Annotated in this window: 19 protein-coding genes, 3 tRNA genes and 1 pseudogene; 9 read left to right on the forward strand and 14 right to left on the reverse strand. The window is 31.6% G+C overall.

Going from position 1 to position 25,115, the window contains the following annotated elements:
* The first annotated feature begins 47 nt into the window (after positions 1–47).
* The gene (gene lgt / locus D6200_RS00270; protein WP_047789782.1) at positions 48–908 is read left to right on the forward strand and encodes a prolipoprotein diacylglyceryl transferase; all 861 of its coding nucleotides are present in this window, start codon (positions 48–50) and stop codon (positions 906–908) included.
* 58 nt (positions 909–966) lie between these two features.
* Here lgt and D6200_RS00275 read toward each other — a convergent pair whose 3' ends face one another.
* Positions 967–1,833: a coiled-coil domain-containing protein gene (locus D6200_RS00275; protein ID WP_047789781.1), complete on the reverse strand. Its 867-nt coding sequence runs from the start codon at positions 1,831–1,833 to the stop codon at positions 967–969.
* 168 nt (positions 1,834–2,001) lie between these two features.
* Positions 2,002–2,475 carry a 23S rRNA (pseudouridine(1915)-N(3))-methyltransferase RlmH gene (gene rlmH / locus D6200_RS00280; RefSeq protein WP_073181387.1) on the reverse strand — a complete coding sequence of 158 codons (474 nt, stop codon included), beginning with the start codon at positions 2,473–2,475 and terminating at the stop codon, positions 2,002–2,004.
* A gap of 51 nt (positions 2,476–2,526) precedes the next feature.
* Between rlmH and D6200_RS15590 the strand changes: the two are divergent.
* Positions 2,527–2,634, forward strand: a pseudogene (locus tag D6200_RS15590) (IS110 family transposase); the annotation flags it as partial.
* Positions 2,635–2,678: 44 nt separating this feature from the next.
* On the opposite strand, the gene D6200_RS00290 reads toward D6200_RS15590, so the two are convergent.
* From D6200_RS00290 to D6200_RS00320, 7 genes are all read right to left on the reverse strand, one after another.
* Positions 2,679–3,485 carry a toxin-antitoxin system YwqK family antitoxin gene (locus D6200_RS00290; protein ID WP_073181385.1) on the reverse strand — a complete coding sequence of 269 codons (807 nt, stop codon included), beginning with the start codon at positions 3,483–3,485 and terminating at the stop codon, positions 2,679–2,681.
* 673 nt (positions 3,486–4,158) lie between these two features.
* Positions 4,159–4,686, reverse strand: a complete 528-nt coding sequence (locus D6200_RS00295; protein ID WP_047789778.1) for a hypothetical protein — start codon at positions 4,684–4,686, stop codon at positions 4,159–4,161.
* A 181-nt stretch (positions 4,687–4,867) separates the two neighbouring features.
* On the reverse strand, positions 4,868–6,361 hold the full coding sequence (locus D6200_RS00300; RefSeq protein WP_073181384.1) for an RNA-directed DNA polymerase: 1,494 nt from the start codon (positions 6,359–6,361) through the stop codon (positions 4,868–4,870).
* Positions 6,362–7,092: 731 nt separating this feature from the next.
* Positions 7,093–7,314, reverse strand: a complete 222-nt coding sequence (locus D6200_RS00305) for a heavy-metal-associated domain-containing protein (protein WP_073181383.1) — start codon at positions 7,312–7,314, stop codon at positions 7,093–7,095.
* Between the two features lie 157 nt (positions 7,315–7,471).
* On the reverse strand, positions 7,472–9,892 hold the full coding sequence (locus D6200_RS00310) for a heavy metal translocating P-type ATPase (RefSeq protein ID WP_073181382.1): 2,421 nt from the start codon (positions 9,890–9,892) through the stop codon (positions 7,472–7,474).
* Positions 9,893–9,978: 86 nt separating this feature from the next.
* On the reverse strand, positions 9,979–10,539 hold the full coding sequence (locus tag D6200_RS00315) for a helix-turn-helix domain-containing protein (protein ID WP_047789772.1): 561 nt from the start codon (positions 10,537–10,539) through the stop codon (positions 9,979–9,981).
* A 157-nt stretch (positions 10,540–10,696) separates the two neighbouring features.
* A complete protein-coding gene (locus D6200_RS00320) occupies positions 10,697–13,258 on the reverse strand; it encodes an ATP-dependent Clp protease ATP-binding subunit (RefSeq protein WP_073181381.1) in 2,562 nt (853 codons plus the stop codon).
* 308 nt (positions 13,259–13,566) lie between these two features.
* Here D6200_RS00320 and gyrA point away from each other — a divergent pair, with 308 nt between their 5' ends.
* Positions 13,567–16,068, forward strand: coding sequence for a DNA gyrase subunit A (gyrA, locus tag D6200_RS00325; protein ID WP_047789770.1), 2,502 nt, complete (start codon positions 13,567–13,569; stop codon positions 16,066–16,068).
* Positions 16,069–16,084: 16 nt separating this feature from the next.
* Positions 16,085–17,323, forward strand: coding sequence for a tetratricopeptide repeat protein (locus D6200_RS00330; RefSeq protein WP_073181380.1), 1,239 nt, complete (start codon positions 16,085–16,087; stop codon positions 17,321–17,323).
* Positions 17,324–17,412: 89 nt separating this feature from the next.
* Here D6200_RS00330 and D6200_RS00335 read toward each other — a convergent pair whose 3' ends face one another.
* Both D6200_RS00335 and D6200_RS00340 read right to left on the reverse strand, forming a co-directional pair.
* Positions 17,413–18,186, reverse strand: a complete 774-nt coding sequence (locus D6200_RS00335) for a C40 family peptidase (protein ID WP_073181379.1) — start codon at positions 18,184–18,186, stop codon at positions 17,413–17,415.
* A gap of 25 nt (positions 18,187–18,211) precedes the next feature.
* Positions 18,212–19,387 carry an acetyl-CoA C-acyltransferase gene (locus D6200_RS00340; RefSeq protein WP_073181378.1) on the reverse strand — a complete coding sequence of 392 codons (1,176 nt, stop codon included), beginning with the start codon at positions 19,385–19,387 and terminating at the stop codon, positions 18,212–18,214.
* Positions 19,388–19,594: 207 nt separating this feature from the next.
* Between D6200_RS00340 and D6200_RS00345 the strand changes: the two genes are divergently transcribed.
* The 5 genes from D6200_RS00345 to tssD all read left to right on the forward strand — a co-directional run bounded on the left by D6200_RS00345 (position 19,595) and on the right by tssD (position 22,465).
* Positions 19,595–21,637, forward strand: coding sequence for an HD family phosphohydrolase (locus tag D6200_RS00345; protein WP_073181377.1), 2,043 nt, complete (start codon positions 19,595–19,597; stop codon positions 21,635–21,637).
* Positions 21,638–21,728: 91 nt separating this feature from the next.
* Positions 21,729–21,810 (forward strand) — tRNA-Ser (locus D6200_RS00350).
* 24 nt (positions 21,811–21,834) lie between these two features.
* Positions 21,835–21,909 (forward strand) — tRNA-Pro (locus D6200_RS00355).
* Positions 21,910–21,917: 8 nt separating this feature from the next.
* Positions 21,918–21,991, forward strand: a tRNA-Arg gene (locus D6200_RS00360).
* A 216-nt stretch (positions 21,992–22,207) separates the two neighbouring features.
* Positions 22,208–22,465, forward strand: coding sequence for a type VI secretion system tube protein TssD (gene tssD, locus D6200_RS00365; protein WP_073181376.1), 258 nt, complete (start codon positions 22,208–22,210; stop codon positions 22,463–22,465).
* An 84-nt stretch (positions 22,466–22,549) separates the two neighbouring features.
* Here tssD and D6200_RS00370 read toward each other — a convergent pair whose 3' ends face one another.
* The 3 genes from D6200_RS00370 to D6200_RS00380 all read right to left on the reverse strand — a co-directional run bounded on the left by D6200_RS00370 (position 22,550) and on the right by D6200_RS00380 (position 24,995).
* The gene (locus tag D6200_RS00370) at positions 22,550–23,062 is read right to left on the reverse strand and encodes a hypothetical protein (protein ID WP_073181375.1); all 513 of its coding nucleotides are present in this window, start codon (positions 23,060–23,062) and stop codon (positions 22,550–22,552) included.
* A gap of 101 nt (positions 23,063–23,163) precedes the next feature.
* The gene (locus D6200_RS00375) at positions 23,164–24,054 is read right to left on the reverse strand and encodes a DMT family transporter (RefSeq protein WP_073181374.1); all 891 of its coding nucleotides are present in this window, start codon (positions 24,052–24,054) and stop codon (positions 23,164–23,166) included.
* A gap of 80 nt (positions 24,055–24,134) precedes the next feature.
* Positions 24,135–24,995, reverse strand: coding sequence for a helix-turn-helix domain-containing protein (locus D6200_RS00380; protein ID WP_047789361.1), 861 nt, complete (start codon positions 24,993–24,995; stop codon positions 24,135–24,137).
* Positions 24,996–25,115: the final 120 nt, after the last annotated feature.

Here is a 25,115-nt window from a genome sequence, read left to right on the forward strand (position 1 = left end):
TTGACAGCCGAAAGGTTCACAATGAAACAAAAACTAAATTAAAGTAGATGAATTTTTTATCCATAGTGTGGGATTGGAACCCAGAAATAATAAATTTAGGAGGTTTTGGTATTCGTTGGTACAGTTTAATGTTTGTAGCAGCGTTTATTTTAGGACTTCGATTAATGAAAAAGATTTACATCAACGATAACATTGCTGTTGAAAAACTAGATCCGTTATTTATGTACGTATTCGTTTCTATGTTGATAGGAATGCGTTTAGGAGATGTATTCTTTTACAGTTGGGATTATTACCAAAATCATTTACTAGAAATCATATTACCATTTAAAAAACAAGAAGGAGCTTCGGCTTTATTCGGATTGTTAGAAGGATGGAAATTTACAGGATTTACAGGGTTTGCAAGTCACGGAGCAGCAATAGCAATTCCAATAGCCATGTACTTTTACGCAAAGAAACACTTACAAAAACCATGGTTGTTTATTTTAGATAGATTAGGAATTATGGTAGCCTTGGCAGGATTTTTCATCCGTTTTGGAAACTTTTTTAATTCTGAAATTTATGGAAAACCTACAGGAAGCAGCTTTGGTGTCATCTTTAAAAGAGCAGGAGAGACGGTACCACGTCACCCAACCCAATTATACGAAGCACTAAGTTATTTAGTTTTGTTTTTTGCATTATGGCATTTCTATTGGAAAACAGATAAGAAAAACCAAACAGGATTTTTATTTGGACTGTTTATGGTTGTGTTATGGACGTTACGTTTTGTAATAGAGTTCTTAAAAGAGGCACAAGTAGAAGGAAGAGAAGATTGGGTATTCAATACATTAAACACAGGTCAGGTGTTAAGTATTCCACTAGTGTTAATCGGTTTTTGGTTAATGTTTAGAAAAACTAAAGCAACAACATAAAAACAATAAAAAAACTCCAAGGTTATTCTTGGAGTTTTTTGTTTATGAGAAAAAAGTTTTAAGCTTTTATTTTTGCTAACTCTTGCTTTTTAGCATTAATTTCATTTTCAATTTTTAACAAGCGATTTTCAATCTTACTGATAATAGCTTGTTTTCTTTCAATACTTTCTTTAGAAGTAGAAGCATCTTGCTTAGCTTCTTCTAATTTAGATTTCATTTTAGCTAAACCTTCCTTACCACTAATTAAAATTTCTTCGTTAATGCTAATATCATCTTCAAGGTCACTTATTAACGTGTTTTTCTCTTTACTAATGTTTTGCTCCTTAGCTTTAATTTGGTTACTTAATTGCTTCAATTTTTCTTCCTCTAAACGTAAAGCCTCTTGTTCTTTTAAATAAGCAAGCTCTCTGGCTTTTCTTTCTTCGTCTAACTTCTTACGGGCCTCTTCAAGTTTTTGTTTTTGTAAAAGAACTTCTTTCTGTTCGTCACTTATGTTATCTTCATATACCACAAGACCAGTACTTACAGTAGTAGTTTTAGCTTCCTCTTTTTCCTCAGCTCTCTTAGCTTCTTCTTTTTTAAGTTTTCTAGCTAACTTTCTTTCAAGAGACGCTAAGTCTTTTTTATGTAAATCAATTTGATTATTTAACTTGCTTAACCTTTGTTGCATATTAGCAACAATTTTTTCTTTTCTTTCTACCTCTTGTTTTGTAGCCTTTTTACTTGTTTTAAAACGCTCTAAATTTCCTTTTACACGTTTTAAAGCACCAACCCCACTAACTAAAATTTCTTCATTAGCGCTAATTTGATTTTTCTTGTTTTTTACTTGAGCTTTTAAAGTTTTAATGTCATCTTGAGCATTTACTTGTTGGCAAGTAAACGTTAAGAATAAAGTTAAAGAGACTAGGAATCTTAGTGTTTTCATTTTAATTTTATGGTATTAAGTTTTTGTTTTTTTCGGGGCGCAAAAGTATGGCTAAATGCGAAAAAAAAATAACTTTTCATCATGTTTTTTATCATGTTTTTCAGGATACTAAAAACATAATGTTTTGACTCACATAAAATTTGATATGAATAAATAGCTTAACAACACTTATTCGTGATGATAAGGCTCGTTACGAAGAATGGTAAACCCACGATAAATTTGTTCGACAATAAATAAACGAATCATTTGATGAGAAAACGTCATTTTAGAGAGCGATAACTTTCCTTGTGCTTTATTGTATACAGCCTCAGAAAATCCATACGGACCTCCAATAACCAACACTAGTTGCTTAATACCAGAGTTCATCTTCTTTTGTAAGTATTGTGAAAACTCCATAGAAGTATGTTGTTTTCCTTTATCGTCTAACAAAACTAACTGGTCTGTAGCTTGTAGTTTAGATAGAATTAACTCGCCTTCTTTTTCTTTTTGTTGCGCCTCGCTTAGGTTTTTAACGTTTTTAATATCTGGAATAATCTCCAACTCAAACTTTACGTAATGTTTTAAGCGGTTTTGGTATTCGTCAATTAATTGCTGCAACTGTTTATTGTCAGTTTTGCCTATGGCGAGTAGTTTTATTTTCATATGGCAAAATTACGAATGTTTGACAAATTTTATAGAGATAGCTTTTAGGTTAAAAAACTAGCTTTAATAGCGGTGTGTAATAAGCTACTAAAACAGATTTTTGTAATTATAAAAAGAAGTTTACCGTATAATATGAACTATAAAAGTGTTTTAGTATAAGATCTTTTAAAATTTACTTGTTTTTTATCGTAGTTAGTTTTGTTTTACTTTTTATTAATATTTATTCTATTACCTTTTTTATCATAAAGCGTTTTTTTTATGATTCTCCCTTCTTGGTTGTATTCAATTTTTGATTTCAATTTTTCATTCTTATAATAAGTTCGCCAAACTCCAGCTTTTGTAAAATAATCAGTACCTAAATAGCTACCAGTTTCCATAATATTTCCATTAGGATAAAAACTAGTATGTGTACCTATCTTATTTCCTCTTTCATCAAATTCCTTTTCTTGATATATAGTTCCGTTATCATAGTATATAATTAATTTGCCAACAAAATCACCTACATCATTATATTTAGCATCAAGTCGTAACTGACTATTTTTATAGTATTCAGTATTCTTTTGAATTATGCCTTTTTCAGTATATTCTTCTTTTGATTTAATTTGACCATTGCTCCAATAATTTATCCAATTTCCAACGGGCTTATTTTCTTTGTAAACCCCAGTAGATTGTAACTGCCCGTTTTTATAGTAACTCTCGTAGTTTCCATCCATTTCGTAAAACCCTTTACCAGAGTAACTACATGCAGTTTGAACTTGTCCGTTTTTATAATAAAGAACAAAAGCACCTTTAGGTTTTCCATTTTTATCAAAATTAATCATAGAATTTATAGAGCCGTCTTTCCTATAATATGTCCAGTTACCATACGCTATCCCTTCACTATTTTTAAAACCTTCAGATTTTTTACTTCCATTGTCATAATAATCAATGTAATTTTGAGCACTTATAGAATTTATTGATACTAAAAAAAGTACTAAAAAAAAGCTTATATATTTTTTCTTGAGTTTCATTATTTAATTGATTATAATGGTTTTGTTTGTTTTGATGCTATTAAATTTAGCAAATGCACACAAAATTAAAAAACTGAAAGGATTTTAAGAAATAAGATAAAACAAGCAATTATTTATATTTGTTGCACAGGTAGATATTCTATTTAAAGTTCAAGTGCAAGAATAATATTATTGATACAGACTGAAATGATTCTTTGCTAACAGGAGATATATTTATTACGGTTTTTTCATTTTTAAAAGTTTCCTTACTCTTTAGAATTTTCAGTTACTCTTCATTTCCAGTAGTTTGCTGATCTCTATTTGTTTGTAACATGTTTTAAGCAAGTAAAAACCGAATAGAAAATCCGCGAGGTTTTTTTTGTTAATAGCTGATAAGTAGCAATTACTTATGGGAGTCGTTGTTGTACGTTTATAGTTTTTAAAAAAACGGTTCTTCTAATACCACCTTATTACTTCCTTCTCGAAAGGTATTATCTTTGCTGTTTATCAGTTCAAAAGTAGGATATTGTACTCTTATTCTTTTTCTTTATGTGTAATAGTAGTTATTACTTTAGCTTCATATTTTGGAGAAATACTAATAAAATACAAAGCAAAAAAACTGTTAGACATAATGAAAGTACATTAAACTTTAAGACTAAACCTTTATTAATTATAATAAATATTGTAGATAGTTTTACTTCCAGAGTTCCCACCATTTTTTATTTTTTTCTTTAATGTTTTTGTCTGACGTTTTTTCCTTCAATTCAATTTCATTTTTAACCTTTTCTTCTTCAATCTTAACAAACTCCTCTTTTATATACTTTACTGTAGAACTCGATGTATTTGGGTTGTTTATAATGTAATCTAAAAGATCTTCCATTTTTTCATTTCCTACATAAGTAACATTAGAGTTAAAAAGTGCATTTAGGTTCATAATCGTTATATCAGAAGCTTTTCTTTTTAAAGAATTTACATATTCTTGTTCAAAACCATCCATGTCTTCTAGTGAATACATGATATTCCAAAATACATTAGGCTCACTTACCTCACTGAATCTTTCTAATACCTTAAATAAGGTAACCATAGCTTTGTTTGATGTATGTTTTTTTAAAAAATTATCGTAAAGTTCATTAAAAAGATTTTCCAAAGGTGTAAAATCATCATTTTCTGGTCTAAAATTTTCTATTTTATATAAAAGTTCTTTTTCAGTATAATTTTTCATCTTTTTTATTTTTCTGATTATTTAATTTAATAGTGGTGTGTAATAAGTTACTAAAACAAGCTTTTGCTATTGTGAAAAGTGATTTATAGTGTGGTAGGTACAAACTATAAAAGTACTTTGGTTTAAAAAAGTATAAAATGCACTTGTTTTTTGCCTCAGTTCTTTGTTGTGCTTTCGTACTTTATTCATAATATGATGCTTTCGCTATAATTTTCTTTATTTCCGTTTTTGACACCTTTTTCTTTGTCTTGGTAATTGTTTTTTCTTCTATAATTGAAGTCTTGTTAAAGATATCCTTCAATTTGTCGTTTAACCAATCAATATTCCAAATTATAACAGTATTGTCAGTTACCTTTTTACAAAGAGGTTCAGTATAGGTCTCAGCTTTATTTATTTTTAAATTCAATCTCTGAAACCAAACCATCATAAACGATGAATTAGGAACTTCTTTAAATTTGTTTCTAATTTTTTCAGCTAATACAAGTTTCTCTTTATCGTCTTTAATTCTACTTAAGAAAATGCTCAAAATTGCGATACAAGTCGGAACAACTCTAGGGTTTCTCAAAGCAATTTCGGTAACGAGACTTATTAAAGTCTCTAAGTTGTAGTCCTTTTTCTTTGATTTTTCAAGCACAACCAAGAAATCACGTATCTGTGTTTCTATTGTCCCTGAATTTGGAAAACTCTCGGAAAGTAGATAGAGTTGAATCAACCACTTTTGCTTATTTCCTGTAATGACTTGATTACTTATCCAATATTTTTTATCTGGTTTCAAAGAGCTTTTAATAATGTCACTAGATGCTGTTGTTTTGTCAGCATTAAGTTTAAGACCAATGTTAGATAAAATTTCAGATAGTTCTTTTGCAATTTGTTCGGCTAGGAAAGAATTATTTGTAAATATCCTGTAATCATCTCTAAATCGTAAAATTCGATAATCTTTAACTTCTTTTGAATCTAGCTTTTCAGTTAATAGCAAGTCTACATAGCCAAGAACTATTTCAGCTATAAAGTCCATTAATACACTACCTTGAGGAATTCCGTTTGTTTGACCATAGGACATATCTTGCAAGTGATTGTCAATTGTATTTCCAAGTAATGAATTCTTTCTGTTTTTTTTGGCTTTTAATTTCGTGTGAATTGCCCAAGGAATGGAATGCGTATAAATAGAACTATAACAGTCTGCAATATCTGTGTGTAAAACATATTTAAAGTCCAAAGATAGCGTGAGTGATTTTTGTTCAATCATTTGCCACCAATTCAAAATTTGTGCAGTCTTATTAGTTTTTGCTTCAGATTCAGAAATTGCTGGTAAACTATGACATTCAATTTTATCGTTTGCTTGGAAAACAGCGAACCTATCTTTTAAAATTTTCCAATTAGATTCTTTTGTAATTGAGTTTACTAATGAAACATAAATTGCTGGATTAATTAATTGAAATGGTCTCCAAGCAAACTTTCCATCTTTGTTAGACAGCAGTTTGTAATTTACATTCTCTAAATCTCTAGGACTTTTATCTCTAAAATCAGAAATATTTTTTCCTTTTAGAGTTTTGTCAATTTTGTCAAGTAATTCTTGAAACGAAAAGTACTCTGGCAAACTGATATTGCTATAACTTTCTTGTTTTAAAAGTAAAGTTTTAGCTTCTTCATTAGTCAGTTTTAAAATGTCTTTCATTTATGTTACTTGGTTTTTAGGTATGAAGCATAACTAGTTTATATACGTAATAAAATTACTTATATATTCCTTTTACGGTAGGGTATACGGAACTTTTAGCAATTTTATTAACACTCTCAAATATAAAAAAAGTAAGATAAAAAAGTGTAACTTTTTTTATCGGGTCGACACCCCAAGCCTAATCGGGTCGACACCCCAAGCCTAATCGGGTCGACACCCCAAGCCTAATCGGGTCGACACCCCAAGCCTAATCGGGTCGACACCCCAAGCCTAATCGGGTCGACACCCCAAGCCTAATCGGGTCGACACCCCAAGCCTAATCGGGTCGACACCCCAAGCCTAATCGGGTCGACACCCCAAGCCTAATCGGGTCGACACCCCAAGCCTAATCGGGTCGACACCCCAAGCTTAATCGGGTCAACACTCCTTGCCTAAGGGGAGTGACACTCCCTCGGTAAGGGGAACGATGCTCCCCGCCTAAGGGGAGTGTCATTCACTGCCTAAGGGGAGCAACTTCAAACAAGTAAAAAGGTAAAATATTCGTATTGTGTAGAAAAATGTTTGTTAGGTGCTGTGAAGTATAAAGAAGTCTTTTTAAAAACAAATACACCCCAAAGAGGAGTGTATTTAAATGTAAAGTTTTATAAATAGTTAACTTAATAGCTTACAAAAGCACAGGTGTTTTTGTTTGTTTCAATTTGTACCGTAAGTGAGAATTGTGTACTTACTTTTTATACTAAAGGCTCAGCTTTAAAACCTTTGCTTTTTACAATAGCAATTACTTCATCCGCAGTAATTCCTTTAGAACTTACGGTAAGAACTTTATCATCAAAATTAGTATCTACATTCCAATGGCAAATACCTTTAGCATTGTCTAAATCAGTTTGTACTTTTGATACACATCCTCCGCAGTTAAGGTTTGTTTTGAATTTTAACTCTTTATTATTTTCCATTTATATTAAAAATTTATTTGTTATTGAATACTGCAAATTTCAGCACAACACCGTTGTTTGTTGTTGTACAATTTTAAGATTGATTTGTGAGATTTACAGATTTACTTATTAAGTGAGATTTAAAACGTTCCGACACTTGCTAGTACCGAAACACTTGTTACTTTTTCCACTTTAATCGTAAGCTATTGCTAACCACACTAACACTACTCATAGCCATAGCTGCACCAGCAATCATAGGGTTTAATAAGAAACCATTAAATGGGTATAAAATACCAGCTGCAATAGGAATACCAATAAGGTTATAAATAAATGCCCAAAATAGGTTTTGTTTAATGGTAGCCACCGTTTGTTTTGATAGTTTTATAGCCTGCGGAATTTTACTTAGGTCAGATGATATAATGGTCATTTTAGCAACATCCATCGCAATATCACTACCTTTTCCCATGGCAATACTCACATCAGCAGTAGCTAGGGCAGTACTGTCGTTAATACCATCACCCACCATGGCAACAGTTTTTCCTTGTTGTTGTAATTCTTTTACAAAATCAGCTTTGTGTTGTGGTAACACTTCAGCTTTGTAATGTTGAATACCTGTTTCTTCAGCAATTGATTTTGCAGTAGCTTCGTTGTCACCCGTAAGCATGTATAGTTCAATATCCATAGTCTGTAGTTCCTTAATAGCTTGTACCGAGGTTTCTTTTATTTTGTCAGAAATAGCAAGTACAGAAAGTGCTTCTTTACTATTAGCAAACCAAATAACAGTTTTTGCTTGTTTGCTCCATTCGTCCGCCTGTTTTAAAAGTTCGTCCGCTATGGTAACCTTATTATTTTCAGTCAATAACTTTTTATTACCCACAAAAAAGGTTTCTCCGTTATAATCAGCCTTAGCACCCTTACCTGTAATACTGTCGAAATTTGTTAGTGGGGTAGTGGCAGTATCTCCTAAAAACTTTACAACTGCTTCTGCTAATGGATGTTCAGATTTTTTCTCAATACTTAAAAGAATGTTTTTAGCGGTATCATTATTCTGTAACCAAGATATACCAGTAACCTCTGGTTTTCCTTCGGTAATAGTTCCTGTTTTATCTAAAATAATAGCGTTTACTTTTTTAGCAGATTCAAGGCTTTCAGCATCTTTAATTAAAATACCTTTTTCGGCACCTTTACCAACGCCCACCATAATAGCGGTAGGAGTGGCAAGACCTAAAGCACAAGGACATGCAATAACCAATACGGTGATGGCAGCTAACAATCCTTGAACCACTCCGTTATCACCCCCTAAAATAAACCATATAATAAATGTAATCACAGCAATACTCATAACTACAGGAACGAAAATACCTGCAATTTTGTCAACCAATTTCTGTACAGGAGCTTTACTGCCTTGTGCATCTTGTACCATTTTAATAATTTGAGCCAACATGGTTTCTTTTCCAACCTTAACGGCTTTGAATTGAAAACTTCCTTTTTGATTGATGGTTCCTGCAAACACTTTTTCATTTTCTTCTTTTAGTACCGGAACAGGTTCACCACTTAACATGCTTTCATCTACATACGAGTTTCCTGTAGTAACCATACCATCTACCGCAATTTTTTCTCCTGGTTTAACAAGAATTGTATCATTTACGTTCACATTTTCAATAGGGGTTTGCTTTTCCGTTCCGTCAGGTTGTATCACAACCACAGTTTTAGGTTGTAAGCCCATCAATTTTTTAATAGCAGATGAGGTGTTTCCTTTGGCTTTTTCTTCTAATAGTTTTCCTAACAGAATAAATGCGATGATAACTGAAGCTGCCTCAAAATATACATGTGCTTCTAACCCTCTAGACTCCCAAAACTTAGGAAACAACATGTTGAATACACTAAAAATATACGCTATACCTGTACTTAAAGCAACCAAAGTGTCCATGTTTGCAGAACGATGTTTGGCTTGTTTCCATGCATTGATAAAAAAGTCTTTACCAAACCATAATAATACAGGGGTAGAGAAGGCCCACATAATAGGGTTGGCGTAAGGCATGTTCATAAAAAACATACCAATAACAACTACAGGTAACGAAAGGAGTACCGACCACATGGTTTTGGTTTTTAGTTGCTTGAACTTCTTTTCATGAATAGCTTCGAGGGTTTCTTGTTGTTTGGTTTCGTCTTCAATTAGTAAATCATAACCCGCACCTTGTACTGCTTTTTGCAGTTTTGTAGCATTGGTCATGTTTGGAAGATATTCTATCGTTAAATTTCCACTAGCAAAATTTACCGAAGCATTTACTACACCAGGTTCGTAGCTAACAATACTTTCAGCACTTCCTGCACAAGAGGCACAAGTCATACCCAATACTGGAAATACTTTTTTAACAGTGGTTACACCGTAGCCCAAATCTTTTATAGCGGTAACGGCATTTGCAAGAACTTCTTCGTTGGTAACTGTAATAGCAGCTCTTTGGTTGTTTAGTTCTACTTTATGGGTTTCAATTCCTTCAACATGTGCTAAGCCTTTTTCAACGATTAAAGCACAGTGTTCACTTTCCACACCTTCTAGAGGTAGGTAAATGATATCTTTATTGTTATTTGTTGCCATTTTTTTACTGTATTAATTGTACAATACAAAGTTGGCATTAAGTTAGAGAAAATTTATTGTGGAATTTTGGAATTGATTTATAAGATTTACACCTCGTCTAATGGTTTTCTTCTGTCTTTACGGATTTTTTTAAAGTGACTCGGCGTTAATCCTGTAACTTTTTTAAACTGATTGCTTAAATATGCCACGCTTGAATAGTGTAAACGGAAAGCAATTTCACTTAATGATAATTCATCGTAAACAAGTAGTTCTTTTACCTTTTCTATTTTTTGAGCAATAAAATACTTTTCTATAGTAGTGCCTTCTACTTCAGAAAAAAGATTGGATAAGTAATTATAATCGTGATGTAGTTCGTTGCTTAATAGTTCAGATAGATTGATTTTTGTTTCACTGTCTTGATGGTGTACCAAATTGATGATTAAGTTTTTTATCTTTTCAATAATGCGACTTTTTTTATCATCAATAATCTCGAAGCCTAAATCAAGTAAAATCTTGTCCAGACTTTCTTTTTCATCTGAAGTAAGTTCTTTTTCTAGTATAACCTCACCTAATTTAATGCTTTTTACACCAACACCTAATTTATCTAATTCATTTTGAATGACTAGGATACAGCGATTGCAAACCATGTTTTTAATAGTGAGCGTCATAGTATTTTTATTATAGTTTGTTAGGTTTACAAAGATAAGGATAAGTGCTTGCTATGAATCAAAAATTATTTCAATCTTATAACTATAAACACTACGATAGTATTGCTAAGGTAGGAGATAAAAAAATCCCGAGTATTTTTTACTCGGGATTTTTGTTTTATTGATCCTCGTCTATTTCAGTACGAGTTTCAGTAGGTTTTTCACCTTTTTCTATTTTAATAATGAGTTTTTGCTCAGGCTCATTTAAATCCATAAAGATAGCGTCACCTTCATCTAGTTTAGAGTTAACAATTTCTTCAGCTAGTGCATCTTCAATATACTTCTGAATGGCTCTTTTTAATGGACGAGCTCCGTATTGTTTATCAAAACCTTTATCAGCAATATAATCTTTAGCCTTATCGCTTAACGTAAGCTTATAACCTAAATCATCAATACGTTTTAGTAATTTATCTAATTCAATATCAATAATTTTATGAATGTTTTCACGTTCAAGAGAGTTAAAAATTACAATATCATCAATACGATTTAAAAATTCTGGAGCAAAAGATTTCTTTAAAGCACCTTCAATAATACTTTTGGCATGGGCGTCTTCTTGTTCTTTTTTAGAAGAAGTTCCGAAACCAACACCACCACCAAAATCTTTTAGTTTACGAACTCCAATATTTGAAGTCATGATAATAATGGTGTTTCTAAAATCTATTTTTCGACCTAAACTATCAGTTATATGCCCGTCATCTAAGACTTGTAGCAGCATATTAAATACATCAGGGTGTGCTTTCTCAATCTCATCTAATAAGATTACAGAATAAGGTTTACGACGTACTTTTTCAGTTAATTGTCCACCTTCTTCGTAACCAACATATCCTGGGGGCGCACCTATTAAACGAGAAATAGCAAACTTCTCCATGTACTCACTCATATCAATTCTAATTAAAGAATCGTCAGAGTCAAATAACTCACGAGCTAATACTTTTGCTAACTGTGTTTTACCTACACCCGTTGAACCTAGAAAGATAAAAGAACCAATTGGTTTGTTAGGGTCTTTTAACCCAACACGGTTACGCTGTATAGCTTTTACTACTTTGGTAACAGCTTCATCTTGACCAATTACTTTACCTTTTATTAATTGAGGTAATTCTGCTAAACGACTACTTTCTGCTTCGGCAACACGATTTACAGGAATTCCTGTCATCATCGATACTACTTCAGCTACATTATCTTCAGTAACAGTTTCTCTATGTAGTTTAGAATCTTCTTCCCACTGCTGTTGTGCAGACTCTAAAGCTGTTTCTATATTTTTTTCGTCATCACGAAGCTTTGCAGCTTCTTCGTACTTTTGTCCGCTTACCGCTTTAGTTTTGCGTCCTCTAATTTCTTCTAGTTTCGCTTCTAATTCTAAAATTTGTTGCGGAACTACAATGTTTGTAATATGAATTCTAGATCCAGCTTCATCTAAAGCATCAATAGCTTTATCTGGTAAAAAGCGATCAGTCATATAACGGTTGGTTAATTTTACACAGGCTTCAATAGCTTCATCAGTAAAAGAAACATGATGATGCGATTCGTATTTACCTTTGATATTGTGTAAAATTTGTATGGTTTCTTCTACGGTAGTAGGATCTACAATTACTTTTTGAAAACGACGCTCCAAAGCACCATCTTTTTCAATATTTGTTCTGTATTCATCTAAAGTAGTTGCACCAATACATTGAATTTCTCCTCTGGCTAAAGCAGGTTTTAACATATTAGAAGCATCTAACGAACCAGTGGCTCCACCAGCACCTACGATGGTGTGAATTTCATCAATAAAAAGAATAATATCATCGTTCTTTTCAAGCTCATTCATTAAAGCTTTCATGCGTTCTTCAAACTGACCTCTGTATTTTGTACCAGCAACTAAGCTAGCTAAGTCAAGAGAAACGATGCGTTTGTCGAATAGAATTCGTGATACTTTTCTATCTACAATACGTAAAGCTAATCCTTCTGCAATAGCAGATTTACCAACACCTGGCTCTCCAATAAGCATTGGGTTATTCTTTTTTCGTCTACTTAAAATCTGAGAAACACGCTCAATTTCTTTTAAACGACCTACAACAGGATCTAACTTTCCTGAAACAGCTAAGGCTGTTAAATCACGCCCAAAGTTATCTAAAACAGGAGTTTTAGATTTTTTAACTTGCTTTCCTTTTTGAGGTTGTTGCCCGTAAGGGTTTGATTTTTCGTCAGCAAATTCATCATCAGAAGGTGTTTCCCCTATAGGAGAAATAAACGAGTCATCATCTACGTGTAGTTCTTTGTACAAGTTTTTAGCCTGCTCATAGTCTACATCATACTTTTGAAGTAATTTAGTAGTAGGATCATTTTCGTTACGCAAAATACATAGTAACAAATGTGCAGTATCTATTGCATTGCTTTGGTATAGTTTAGCTTCTAAAAAGGTTGTTTTTATAGCTTTTTCTGCTTGTCTGGTAAGGTGTAAACTCTTTCTTTGAGGGCTTGAAAAAGATGGGGTTGTCGGATTTAGTTTTTCTAGTTTATTACGCACTAAATCTAAATCAACATCAAAAGTTGTTAATATTTCAATGGCTTTTCCATCACCTTTTCTAATCAAACCCAACAAAAGATGTTCTGTTCCAATAAAGTCATGACCTAGTCTTAAGGCTTCTTCTTTACTGAAAGTAATTACATCTCTAACCTGTGGTGAAAAATTATCGTCCATATATTTATTTTCTATCTCTGTAAAGTTAGTAAGTTTTTTTCTTAAAAATTACAAAAAAGATGCCAATAGTTTTTAACTGACATTCTGACGAGTAAATTAAGAAATTATTGTTTAATATAACATATAAAATTGTTAATAAATAAACGTAAAACAGTTAGTATATTTTTTGTGTAAAACTGAGGGTTGTAGTATCTTGCAATGTTTTAGAAAATGCGGAGAACTAGAAAGCATTTTAAAAAGTGGGTTTTATCAAGTGTAAAATTCACTTTTTTGACGAAAATAAATACTAATATTTTAAAAGAAAATATATGACAGATGGCGAAAAGTTGATTCCTATCAACATTGAAGAGCAAATGAAGTCAGCATACATCGATTATTCAATGTCGGTGATAGTATCGAGAGCATTACCAGATGTAAGAGATGGTTTAAAACCAGTGCATAGAAGAGTTTTGTTTGGTATGCATGAATTAGGAATTAAATCCACAGGAGCATATAAAAAATCTGCAAGAGTTGTAGGAGAGGTATTGGGTAAATATCACCCACACGGAGACACCTCGGTTTACGATTCTATGGTACGTATGGCTCAAGATTGGAGTGTACGTTATATGATGGTTGATGGGCAAGGAAACTTCGGTTCTGTTGATGGTGATAGCCCTGCAGCAATGCGTTATACAGAGGTGCGCATGCAGAAAATATCAGAAGAGATGTTATCTGATATAGAAAAAGATACTGTAGATCATAAATTAAACTTTGATGATACGTTACAAGAACCAACAGTACTTCCTACACGTATTCCTAACTTATTAGTAAATGGAGCTTCTGGTATTGCAGTAGGAATGGCAACAAACATGGCACCGCATAACTTAACAGAAGTTATTAACGGTACTGTAGCATATATTGATAATCGCGACATTGAAATTGATGAGTTAATGCAACACATCAAAGCGCCAGATTTTCCAACAGGAGGGATTATTTATGGTTATGATGGAGTAAGAGACGCTTTCCATACAGGTCGTGGACGTATTGTAATGCGTGCTAAAGCAACTATTGAAGAAGTTAAGGGACGTGAATGTATAGTTGTTACTGAAATTCCTTACCAAGTTAACAAAGCAGAAATGATTAAGAAAACTGCTGACTTGGTTAATGAAAAGAAACTGGAAGGTATTGCAAGCATTCGTGATGAATCTGACCGTAAAGGAATGCGTATTGTTTATATATTAAAACGAGATGCAATTCCTAATATCGTTTTAAATAAACTATTTAAATACACACAATTACAAACATCATTTAGTGTAAATAATATAGCTTTAGTTAAAGGGCGTCCTGAACAGTTAAACTTAAAAGAGTTAATCCATTATTTTGTAGAGCATAGACATGAAGTAATTGTTCGTAGAACTGAGTTTGAATTAAAGAAAGCAGAAGCACGTGCACATATTTTAGAAGGATTAATTATTGCTTCTGATAATATTGATGAGGTAATTTCTATTATTAGAGGTTCTTCTAACGCAGATGAAGCACGTGAAAAATTGATAGAGCGTTTTGAATTAACAGAAATTCAAGCACGTGCTATTGTTGAAATGCGTTTACGTCAGTTAACAGGACTAGAACAAGATAAGTTACGAGCAGAGTATGATGAAATTATTAAGACTATTGCCGATTTAAAAGATATTCTTGCAAATGAGCCGAGACGTTATCAAATAATCAAAGACGAACTATTATATATCAAAGAGAAATATGGTGATGATCGTCGTTCTGTAATTGAGTATGCAGGAGGAGATATGCGTATCGAAGATATGATTCCTAACTCTAAAGTTGTTGTTACTATTTCTCATGCAGGTTACGTAAAGCGTACAAATTTAGATGAATACAAGGTTCAGAATAGAGGAGGGCGTGGACAAAAAGGTGCAACTACTCGTAATGAAGATTTCTTAGAACATTTATTCGTAGGTACTAACCATCAATATATGTTATTCTTTACTCAAAAAGGAAAAGTATTCTGGATGCGTGTATATGAAGTTCCAGAAGGAGGAAAGAATACAAAAGGTAGAGCAATTCAAAACTTAATAAATATCGAGCAAGACGATAAGGTAAAAGCGTTCTTAGTAACAGGTGATTTAAAAGATGAGGATTATATCAATAATCATTATGTTATTATGGCAACAAAACGAGGTCAGGTTAAGAAGACGCCTTTAGAACAATATTCTCGTCCAAGAGCTAATGGTATTAACGCAATAACTATTAAAGAAGGTGATGAGTTACTAGAGGCGAAGTTAACTACTGGAGATAGCCAAGTAATGCTAGCACTTAAATCGGGGAAAGCAATTCGTTTTGAAGAAGCTAAAACACGTCCAATGGGAAGAACAGCTTCGGGAGTTCGTGGTATTACATTATCGCATGAAAATGATGAGGTAATTGGTATGGTTGCTGTTAATGATATGGAAAGTAATATCTTAGTTGTTTCAGAAAAAGGATATGGAAAGCGTTCTAAATTAGAAGATTACCGTATAACGAATCGTGGAGGTAAAGGAGTTAAAACGTTGAATATATCAGAAAAAACTGGTAATTTAGTCGCTATCAAGAATGTAGATGATTCAAACGACTTAATGATTATCAACAAATCAGGACTAACAATTAGAATGGCAGTGGAAGATTTACGTGTTATGGGTAGAGCAACTCAAGGAGTTAAACTGATTAACATTAAAGATAATGATGATATTGCTGCTGTAGCAAAAGTAATGCATGAAAAAGATGAAGAAGAAGATGGCATGGAAATTGAAAATGAAACAAATGATAGTCAAGAACAACAATAAATAAATCATAACAAAAATGAAAAAACAAATCTTAGCCCTTTCTTTAGGATTAATGTCGTTAGGGGCATCTGCTCAAAAATCAGAACTTAAAGCTGCTGAGAAAGCTATAAAAAAACAAGATTTTACAACAGCATTAAATACTTTAAATGCTATTGAAGGATCTTTAATGATGAACGGAGAAGATAAATATAAATCTAAATTTTATTTCTTAAAAGGTAAAGCATTAGCTGCAAAAAAAGATTACAAGAATGCTGGTGAAGCTTTCAATGCTTTAATAGCAATGAAAGAAAACAAGTATACAGATGAAGCTAAGCCTATCTTAAATCAGATGATTCAAGAAGTTTCTAAAAAAGCGGTTGATTTATATAATAATAAAAAGGATTATAAAAATGCAGCTGAAGACTTCTATTTGACATATGTGTTAAGTCCTACAGATACATCTTTTGCTTATAATGCTGCAGTTGCTGCTACCCAAGCTAAAGATTATGATAAAGCGATTGAGTACTATAGAGAATTACAAAAAATAGGTTACACAGGTATTGAAAAGCAATATGTAGCTACAGATAAAACTACAGGAAAAGTTGAAAGTTTTGGAAATGACAAGGCAAGAAGAGACTTAATGGTAAAAACAGGAAACTATGTAAAACCAGACGTAAAATCTTCAGAGTCAAAATCAGCAACAATTGTTAAAAATGTAGCTTTAATTTTAAAAGAGCAAGGAAAAACAGATGAGGCTATTGCAGCTTTTAAAGATGCTCGTGCTTCTAATCCAAAAGATTTAAATTTAATTTTAAACGAAGCTCAACTATATGTTGACATGGGTAAAATGGATAAGTTTGGAGAATTGATGAATGAAGCTGTAGCTTTAGACCCTGAAAACCCAACATTATATTATAATTTAGGTGTTGTAAATTTCAATGAAGGTAGAATGGATGATGCGAAGAAGTATTACACGAAGGCAGTTGAGTTAAAACCTGATTATGCAGATGCTTATATGAATTTAGCAGTAGTAGTTTTAGATAAAGAAAAAGCTATTGTAGAAGAAATGAATAAAAACTTATCAAATTTTAAAAAATATGATGAGTTAGCAGCTAAACAAAAAGAAGTTTATAAGGAAGCAATCCCATTTTTAGAAAAAGCAGATAGTTTAAATAGAAATGTAGATACTGTAAAAACTTTAATGAATTTATATGAGGTGTTAGAAATGAGTAATAAAGCAGCTGAATATAGAGACTTATATAAATCAATGCAATAGTAATAGAAAAAAATAGTTATAAAAAAAACCGAAATTTTAAAATTTCGGTTTTTTTTATAACTATTTTATAAAGTAATCTGTAAAACTATTTATTCAACTAAACGCTTAATTACTCTAAGTTTGTGTGTGTGTTGATGTGTATCAATATTATAAATACCGCTATGATCCAACTTGTCAATACGAACTTTTCCATGAGCGTGTATAATGTTGTAATCATTCATAATAATCCCAACATGGGTAATAATACCTTCTTCATTATCAAAAAAAGCTAAATCACCAGGCTCACTTTCCTCAATAAAACTCAAAACTTCACCTTGAGTTGCTTGTTCCTTTGCATCACGTAGAAGGTTGTATCCACATAATTTATATACTGTTTGAGTAAACCCAGAACAATCAATGCCAAAAGGCGATTTACCTCCCCATAAATAAGGAACATTTAAGAATAAGAAAGCGGTTTCTACAATTGCAGATTTTGCTAGTTTACTATTGCATACTTTGCCCTCATATAAAAATGAGGAATTATTAATGTTAATTTTATTGTCTTTAAATAAAGGAAGTCGAGCTCCCATAGGAATAGTAGTTAAATTACTATTATTATCAGTAATAAAATCAATTAATTCACCGGCATAGTGTTTTTTTTCTTTTAATAAAAGACTGTGTACCTCTACTGAAATTTCTTCATATTGTTTATTGTCAACATATCCTTGATAACCATCAAAAGCTAACCGTATTTTACTCCATTTTTTAGTTTTTTCTAAAACTTCAAAGTGCTCACCAAAAACAACTTGATTTACCATTTCTGAAGCATCAGAAGGCTCTGATCGAAGAGGTACAATACTTAAATTACAAATTCCGAAAGACATCTACTGGTTGGGGCTTTTAAAAAAATTATACTCTTTCAATAACCATTGCACTAGCACCACCACCACCGTTACAAATACCGGCAGCACCAATTTTAGCGTTATTTTGTTTTAAAATTGAAGTTAAAGCAATAATAATTCTAGCTCCAGAAACTCCTAATGGATGTCCTAATGAAACGGCACCACCATTAACATTTACTTTATCAGCAGATAACCCTAAGATTTTCATATTTGCTAATCCAACTACAGAGAATGCTTCGTTTAATTCAAAATAATCAACATCATCAATAGATACTCCAGCTTTAGCTAAAGCTTTAGGTAATGCTTTTGCAGGAGCTGTTGTAAACCATTTTGGTTCATGAGCAGCATCAGCATATCCTTTAATTTTTGCTAATGGAGTTAAGCCTAATTCAGCAGCTTTATCAGCAGACATTAATACTAAAGCAGCTCCACCATCATTAATAGTTGATGCATTAGCAGCAGTTACTGTACCCTCTTTCGTAAATGCAGGACGTAAAGCAGGTATTTTTTCCATTTTTACATTCTTGTATTCTTCATCTTCAGAAAAGATAATAGGCTCACCACGACGTTGAGGTATTTCAACAGGAACAACCTCATCTGCAAATTTTCCTTCGCTCCACGCTTTAGCAGAACGGTTATATGATTCAACTGCAAAAGCATCTTGATCCTCTCTTGAAAATTTATATTCAACAGCACATTCATCAGCACAAACTCCCATAGCTACTTGTTCGTAAGCATCCACTAATCCATCTTTCTGCATTCCATCTTCCATTTTAATAGGTCCAAATTTTGAACCTGTTCTGGCGTGTTGGTAATGAGGAATCATACTCATGTTTTCCATACCTCCAGCTACAACTATTTCGGCATCACCTAAAGCGATAGTTTGTGCAGCTAACATTATAGACTTCATTCCTGATGAACAAACTTTATTTACAGTAGTACAAGGCACAGTATCTGGTATTCCTGCAAAGATTGCCGCTTGACGAGCTGGAGCTTGTCCTAAACCTGCAGAAACAACATTACCCATAAAAACTTCTTCAACCATTTCTGGTTTTAGGTTAATTTTATCTAAAGCTCCTTTAATGGCTATAGCACCTAATTTAGGTGCAGGGGTAGTTGATAATGTTCCTAAAAAACTACCAATTGGAGTTCTTGCAACCGATACTATTACTACTTCTTTCATGTGCTACTATTTGTTAATTTTTTATTTATCCCAATAACCAAAAGTGACTAAAATAACAAAGCTGTTAAGCGCTTAATAATTATTTTCTGCTATTAATTTCATGTATTGGGTGAATTGTATTAAGATTTGTTTTGCGAAAATAACCATTTTATGCCAAGTACTCAAATAATAGAGAAAGGTTATATTTACATTTTATAAAGATCAAAAATGAACGACTTAATTAACAAACTGTACAAAAATAATACTGTAATTTACAAAGCATTATTGTTTTTGATCACGGTAATTGCTATAGTATATTTATTTCCTAAAGGTGGACAGTTTAAGTACGATTTTAGACAAGGAAAACCTTGGCAATATGACAATTTATATGCTCCTTTTGATTTTGCTATTCAAAAAACTACAGAAGAAATAGAAGAGGAAAAAAACGAACTTAAAAATAGTTCAAAAAAATATTTTGTAGTTGATACATCGATTAAAGAAGAGGTAACTCATTCATTTACGAACCAAGTTAAGAGTATTGACTCATTATCAACAAACGTAATTAGAGACTTAATTAGAGAAGGAGAGAAGCTTATAAATAAAATTTACGTATATGGTTTTTTAGATGACGCAAGCATTGATAAAGCAGATAGAGAAGACGTGATTGTTTTACGTAAAGGAAACTCCATTGATGATGTTCTGTTTTCAAGGTTAGTACAGTCAAAAGATATTTTAAGCTTTTTAAGAACAAATACAGAGGGACTTCAGTACTATAAACAACGCCTGTTAATAAACTATTTGTCAAATAATTTGCGCCCTAACGTAACCTATGATTATAAATACAGTGAAAAGGAGTTAAATGAACGTTTTCAAGGTATTTCTTATGCTAAAGGAAAGGTTTCAAAAGGAGAATTAATTATTTTAAAAGGAGACATTGTTGAAGGAAGGAAATATAATGTCTTAAAGTCGTATGAAGTAGCGTCAAGCTCTAGAATTTGGACAAAATCTAATTATTATTGGATTGTATTCGGATACACAATTTTAGTAGCCTTGGCATTGTTAATGTTATTATTATTTTTAGAAAGATATAGGTTTGAGACTTTTAATGATAACAATAAAGTAACCTTTATTTTCTTCAATATCTTTTTAATGATTTTTGTACAAACTATGGTGGTAAAATACAATTCTGGTTATTTGTACGTAGTTCCGTTAAGTATTTTACCAATTGTACTAAAAGCTTTTTTTGATGCCAGATTAGGTTTATTTACTCATGTACTTACCGTATTGTTGTTAGGATTTATTGTACCCAATAGTTTTGAGTTTATTTACTTACACATTATTGCAGGGATTGTAACTATATTAACGGTTTCTGAACTGTATAAAAGAGCAAGTTTATTTATGTCTATTGGACAAATTACGCTAATTTACATGGTTACTTATTTTGCCTTTTCTATTCTAAAAGAAGGGAATGCAGATAAGATAAATTGGATGTACTTTGGGTTATTTGCAGCAAATGGATTGTTGTCGTTCTTAGCAGTGTTTTTTATCTATTTTTATGAAAAGCTTTTCGGATTGGTTTCTGATGTAACATTATTAGAGCTTTCTAATACAAATTCAAAACTATTAAGAGATTTAAATGAAAAAGCTCCAGGAACGTTCCAACATTCAATGCAGGTGGCTAATTTAGCTGAAGCAGCAGCGAATGAAATAGGAGCGAACTCTATGTTAGTAAGAACAGGAGCTTTGTATCATGATATTGGTAAAATGGTAAAACCAATGTATTTTACCGAAAATCAATCCACGGGAGTTAATCCACATAATGATTTATTACCAGTAGATAGTGCACGTATTATTTTAGATCATGTAATTAACGGAATAGAAATAGCAAAAAAATATAAACTACCGGATAGAATTATAGACTTTATTCGTACACACCATGGAACAAGCGTTACCTATTACTTTTATAAACAAGAACAAGAAAATAATCCAGATGTTAATATTCAGAAGTTTCAATACCAAGGTCCAATTCCGTTTTCAAAAGAAACAGCTATTTTAATGATGTGTGATGCAGCAGAAGCTGCTTCTAAAAGTTTAAAAAATCCGACAGCACAATCGATAGATGTATTAATTGATAGGATTATAGACAAGCAAAAAAACGATAATCAGTTCATAAATTCAGATATTACTTTTAGAGAGATAGAAAAAATTAAAAAAATTATAAAGAATAAGTTAATGAATATCTATCACTTACGTGTTGAGTATCCAGAATAGGTAATTTTTTTAGTAAAAAAATTTGTAGAAACGTATATATAGTTATACATTTGCACTCGCAATTTTTAATTCACGTTTCGACAAGAATTAAGGAGAGGTGGCAGAGTGGTAATGCAGCAGCCTGCTAAGCTGTCATCCTTCGGGATGCCCGGGTTCGAATCCCGGTCTCTCCGCAAAAAGTTGTAGATGACACTAATCGGGGTGTAGCGTAGCCCGGTCATCGCGCCTGCTTTGGGAGCAGGAGGTCGCAGGTTCGAATCCTGCCACCCCGACAAACAATGGTCGCGTAGCTCAGCTGGATAGAGCATCTGCCTTCTAAGCAGACGGTCACAGGTTCGAATCCTGTCGCGATCACAATAAGCCTTACTAGTTTTAGTAAGGCTTTTTTGTTTTTGTAGGTTTTATAGTAGATACAGATTGTTTTCTTAAAATAGTAAAGACTTACTCCTTTTAATAATTATACTTATATCTTGTGAATTTGGTGTGTAATTAGGTGTACCACTTTTTATTTTTGGTGTACCATTTTTTCAGCAAAAAAATTGTATTACCCCCCCCAAAAAAAAAATATCAATGTATATAAAAGCCAAACTTTTTGTTTGTGATGAAGAAAGAGAATTACTTTCTACAAGTTTAAATTACAATAGACTTACTGATTGGAACGGTAAACCTACATCAGCCTTGATGGGAGGAGCTTTTACAGTTACCTATGAATCACAAATGTATGATGATACCTTTATTGAGTGGATTATAGCCGATAGAAAAGATAATAAAAGACCAGAAAAAAAGGGACAAATACTGTTAAAGTTAATGAAGAAGGAACTTCATTAATGTAAGTAAAACATGAGTTTGTTATGTGTTTAAATAGTTTATTAAGTGGTTGTTATGCGTTAATTTATCGTGCCTGGTTGTATTTTACTTTTTAAATTTAATACTTTGGAGTATAGCCATAGCTTCTTTAAGATTAATGTCATAAATATTTTTAAGAGAAGAATAATTGTAATTATAATATTCCTTATTATGTTCAAAATATACACTATATCTTTTATAGTTTTGTCCATTCCAATTTGATTCGGTAATAACAGTATAGATATCACCAAGTTGACTGTTTTTAACTAGTCTTACTTCAAGAGGTGTATTTGTTTCTTTTTTTTGAATTAAAGAAAATAATTCACTTAGTGTTGACGGCTTTTCTTTTAGTTGATATTGAAAAATAGAGACTAAATTATTAAAATGATTTTCTCCTTTTTTAAGAGGGGTATAACCTACATAACCATGATGTTTAATAGGTCTCCAATTGTTAGGTTTAACAATTGTAAAGTTCTGATTATTTATCCAATTCTGTGTTTCAATGTCAGTTTTAATTGTCTTGACTGAAGAGCAATTAAATAACGTTAAAATCAATAATAAAGAGATAATTTGTTTCATATAGTTTTGTCATATTAAGTGGTGTTTTTCTTTTCTTTGAAGCTATTAAATTAAGCAAGTATACGTCAAACTAAAAACAAAAAGTATAAAATTTATTGTTTTTATCTCGGCTCTTTGTTGTGAACAGTATTTTTATTTTTTAAGTTCAGTAAACCACCAAGTATAACACAAGACATACCAATTAAGTATGCTATGTAAAATGGCTCGTTAAAAAAGATTATTAAAAAAATTGATGATAAAACAGGTGTTAAAAAAACAAATGGCGCTATAAGAGAAGCTTCTCCAATTTTAAGAGCTTTAATCCAAAATATATACGAAAGACCATTTACTAAAAACCCATTAATTAGAATTGGTATAACAGTATTTAAATTAGGAATCTTAAATTCAGAATAAAGGTTCATTGATAGAAAAGAAGCGAAACTAGCTGTTAAAAAGTAAATGGTTAATAATAGTATATCATCCATTTTTATTTTTTTACTTAACACAGAAAACAATGCAAAAACAAATGCTCCTGTAAATACTATTAAGTCGATATTTATATTTTCAAATTTTAATTGTTCAAAATCCCCTTTTGTGAGAACTAAGAAAACACCTATAAACCCCAAGAGAATAGATATTGTTTTAAACATTGTTAGTTTTTCTTTCAAAAGAATGAGGGATAGTAAAACAATTAAAATAGGCCAAGAATATTGAACAATTAACACCTCCATTCCTGGTGCATTAGCATAACCAAAATATAATAATACATAATACAGATAGGTGCCTAAAAAACCTAAACAAATAGCTTGCAACCATTTGATTTTTGCAATATAATATAGTTTTTGAAGGCTTTTTTTATAAAGGGTAATACCAAAAAAAAACAGTAAAGAAGATAGACTTGACCAAAAAAGAAATTGATGGTTATCTAATTCATTTTGTCCTAATTTAGATACAACAGGTATCAATGCCCATAAAAATACACAGACTATAATATAGATGAAAGATTTATTCATAGAAGTTTACTTTTATTAGAGTGCACAAACTTCTATTTTCTAATTATAATCTAATAGGACTATTTAGGATTAGTATGGTACTATTTGGAATTCAAATTTAATTTAGAAAATTTTCTATAAGTTATAGGTGTTTTTTCAAAGTGTTTTTTAAACGCTTTTATAAAATAAGAGCTTTCAGAGTAACCAAGTTCTCCTACAATTTCTTTAACACTTAAGTTACTGTAACGTAACATTCTTGCTGCTTCATTTAATATATAGGTTTCTAGAAATTTAGCTGATGTTAGCCCAGTATTCTTTTTAAGTATTTGATTCAGTTTTTTTTGAGAAGTAGCCAATTGCCTAATATAGAAAGCCAATTTTTTTTGTTCTTTATATTGTGTTCTAACCAATTGTACAAATTGTTCTAATATTTTCACATCATTATCCAAGTCTTCTATTTCTGTAAAGCTTTTAAATCCCTTTATTTTAGTGAGTAGTATATGTAAATAATCCTGTAAAATTGTGATAGTACTGTTTTGGTTCTTATTAAAATAATGATTTAAAAGATTGAATTCATTATTAAATATTTTAATTTCTTCACTCGGTATTTTGACATAAGCTTGATTAATGTTGTGAAACAGTAGAGTAGATTTATTCTGAAAACGGTCTAATAAACTATCGCAAAAACTAACAACATAACCTTGAACATCTTTGTTATATGTTATTTTGTGTAAATAATAAGGTGCTAAAAGAAAAATAGTTCCACCTGTAAAAATATACTTTTTATCCTCTATTACATGAACTCCAGAACCACTTTCAATCCAGACAATTTGATAAAAAATATGTCGATGTAATGATGTTCCATCATTATTTAAGGTTTGGTATCTACCATCAATAATTTTGTCTATTATAATTTTTTTATCATACTTTTTAAGTAATTTTTCAAACTCTTTTTTTATCATTAAATAATCTTTTATAATTGTGCACAACGATCTCAGCTATGGTTAGTGCGGGATTGAAAAACGATTAATTTTTGATTAAGCACTTAGCCAAAACTTCTTACTTTTTTATTTTTAAAGCCA

Source organism: Tenacibaculum mesophilum (genome assembly GCF_003867075.1).
Taxonomy (GTDB): domain Bacteria; phylum Bacteroidota; class Bacteroidia; order Flavobacteriales; family Flavobacteriaceae; genus Polaribacter; species Polaribacter mesophilus.

Bases quoted from the DNA above. Each gene is read 5' to 3' on its own strand.
- gyrA (WP_047789770.1), top strand. From the start codon at position 13,567: ATGACAGATGGCGAAAAGTTGATTCCTATCAACATTGAAGAGCAAATG.
- D6200_RS00340 (WP_073181378.1), bottom strand. From the start codon at position 19,387: ATGAAAGAAGTAGTAATAGTATCGGTTGCAAGAACTCCAATTGGTAGT.
- D6200_RS00305 (WP_073181383.1), bottom strand. From the start codon at position 7,314: ATGGAAAATAATAAAGAGTTAAAATTCAAAACAAACCTTAACTGCGGA.
- rlmH (WP_073181387.1), bottom strand. From the start codon at position 2,475: ATGAAAATAAAACTACTCGCCATAGGCAAAACTGACAATAAACAGTTG.
- D6200_RS00310 (WP_073181382.1), bottom strand. From the start codon at position 9,892: ATGGCAACAAATAACAATAAAGATATCATTTACCTACCTCTAGAAGGT.
- D6200_RS00300 (WP_073181384.1), bottom strand. From the start codon at position 6,361: ATGAAAGACATTTTAAAACTGACTAATGAAGAAGCTAAAACTTTACTT.
- D6200_RS00295 (WP_047789778.1), bottom strand. From the start codon at position 4,686: ATGAAAAATTATACTGAAAAAGAACTTTTATATAAAATAGAAAATTTT.
- D6200_RS00335 (WP_073181379.1), bottom strand. From the start codon at position 18,186: ATGTCTTTCGGAATTTGTAATTTAAGTATTGTACCTCTTCGATCAGAG.
- D6200_RS00380 (WP_047789361.1), bottom strand. From the start codon at position 24,995: ATGATAAAAAAAGAGTTTGAAAAATTACTTAAAAAGTATGATAAAAAA.
- D6200_RS00290 (WP_073181385.1), bottom strand. From the start codon at position 3,485: ATGAAACTCAAGAAAAAATATATAAGCTTTTTTTTAGTACTTTTTTTA.
- D6200_RS00320 (WP_073181381.1), bottom strand. From the start codon at position 13,258: ATGGACGATAATTTTTCACCACAGGTTAGAGATGTAATTACTTTCAGT.
- D6200_RS00315 (WP_047789772.1), bottom strand. From the start codon at position 10,539: ATGACGCTCACTATTAAAAACATGGTTTGCAATCGCTGTATCCTAGTC.
- lgt (WP_047789782.1), top strand. From the start codon at position 48: ATGAATTTTTTATCCATAGTGTGGGATTGGAACCCAGAAATAATAAAT.
- tssD (WP_073181376.1), top strand. From the start codon at position 22,208: ATGTATATAAAAGCCAAACTTTTTGTTTGTGATGAAGAAAGAGAATTA.
- D6200_RS00370 (WP_073181375.1), bottom strand. From the start codon at position 23,062: ATGAAACAAATTATCTCTTTATTATTGATTTTAACGTTATTTAATTGC.
- D6200_RS00345 (WP_073181377.1), top strand. From the start codon at position 19,595: ATGAACGACTTAATTAACAAACTGTACAAAAATAATACTGTAATTTAC.
- D6200_RS00375 (WP_073181374.1), bottom strand. From the start codon at position 24,054: ATGAATAAATCTTTCATCTATATTATAGTCTGTGTATTTTTATGGGCA.
- D6200_RS00330 (WP_073181380.1), top strand. From the start codon at position 16,085: ATGAAAAAACAAATCTTAGCCCTTTCTTTAGGATTAATGTCGTTAGGG.
- D6200_RS00275 (WP_047789781.1), bottom strand. From the start codon at position 1,833: ATGAAAACACTAAGATTCCTAGTCTCTTTAACTTTATTCTTAACGTTT.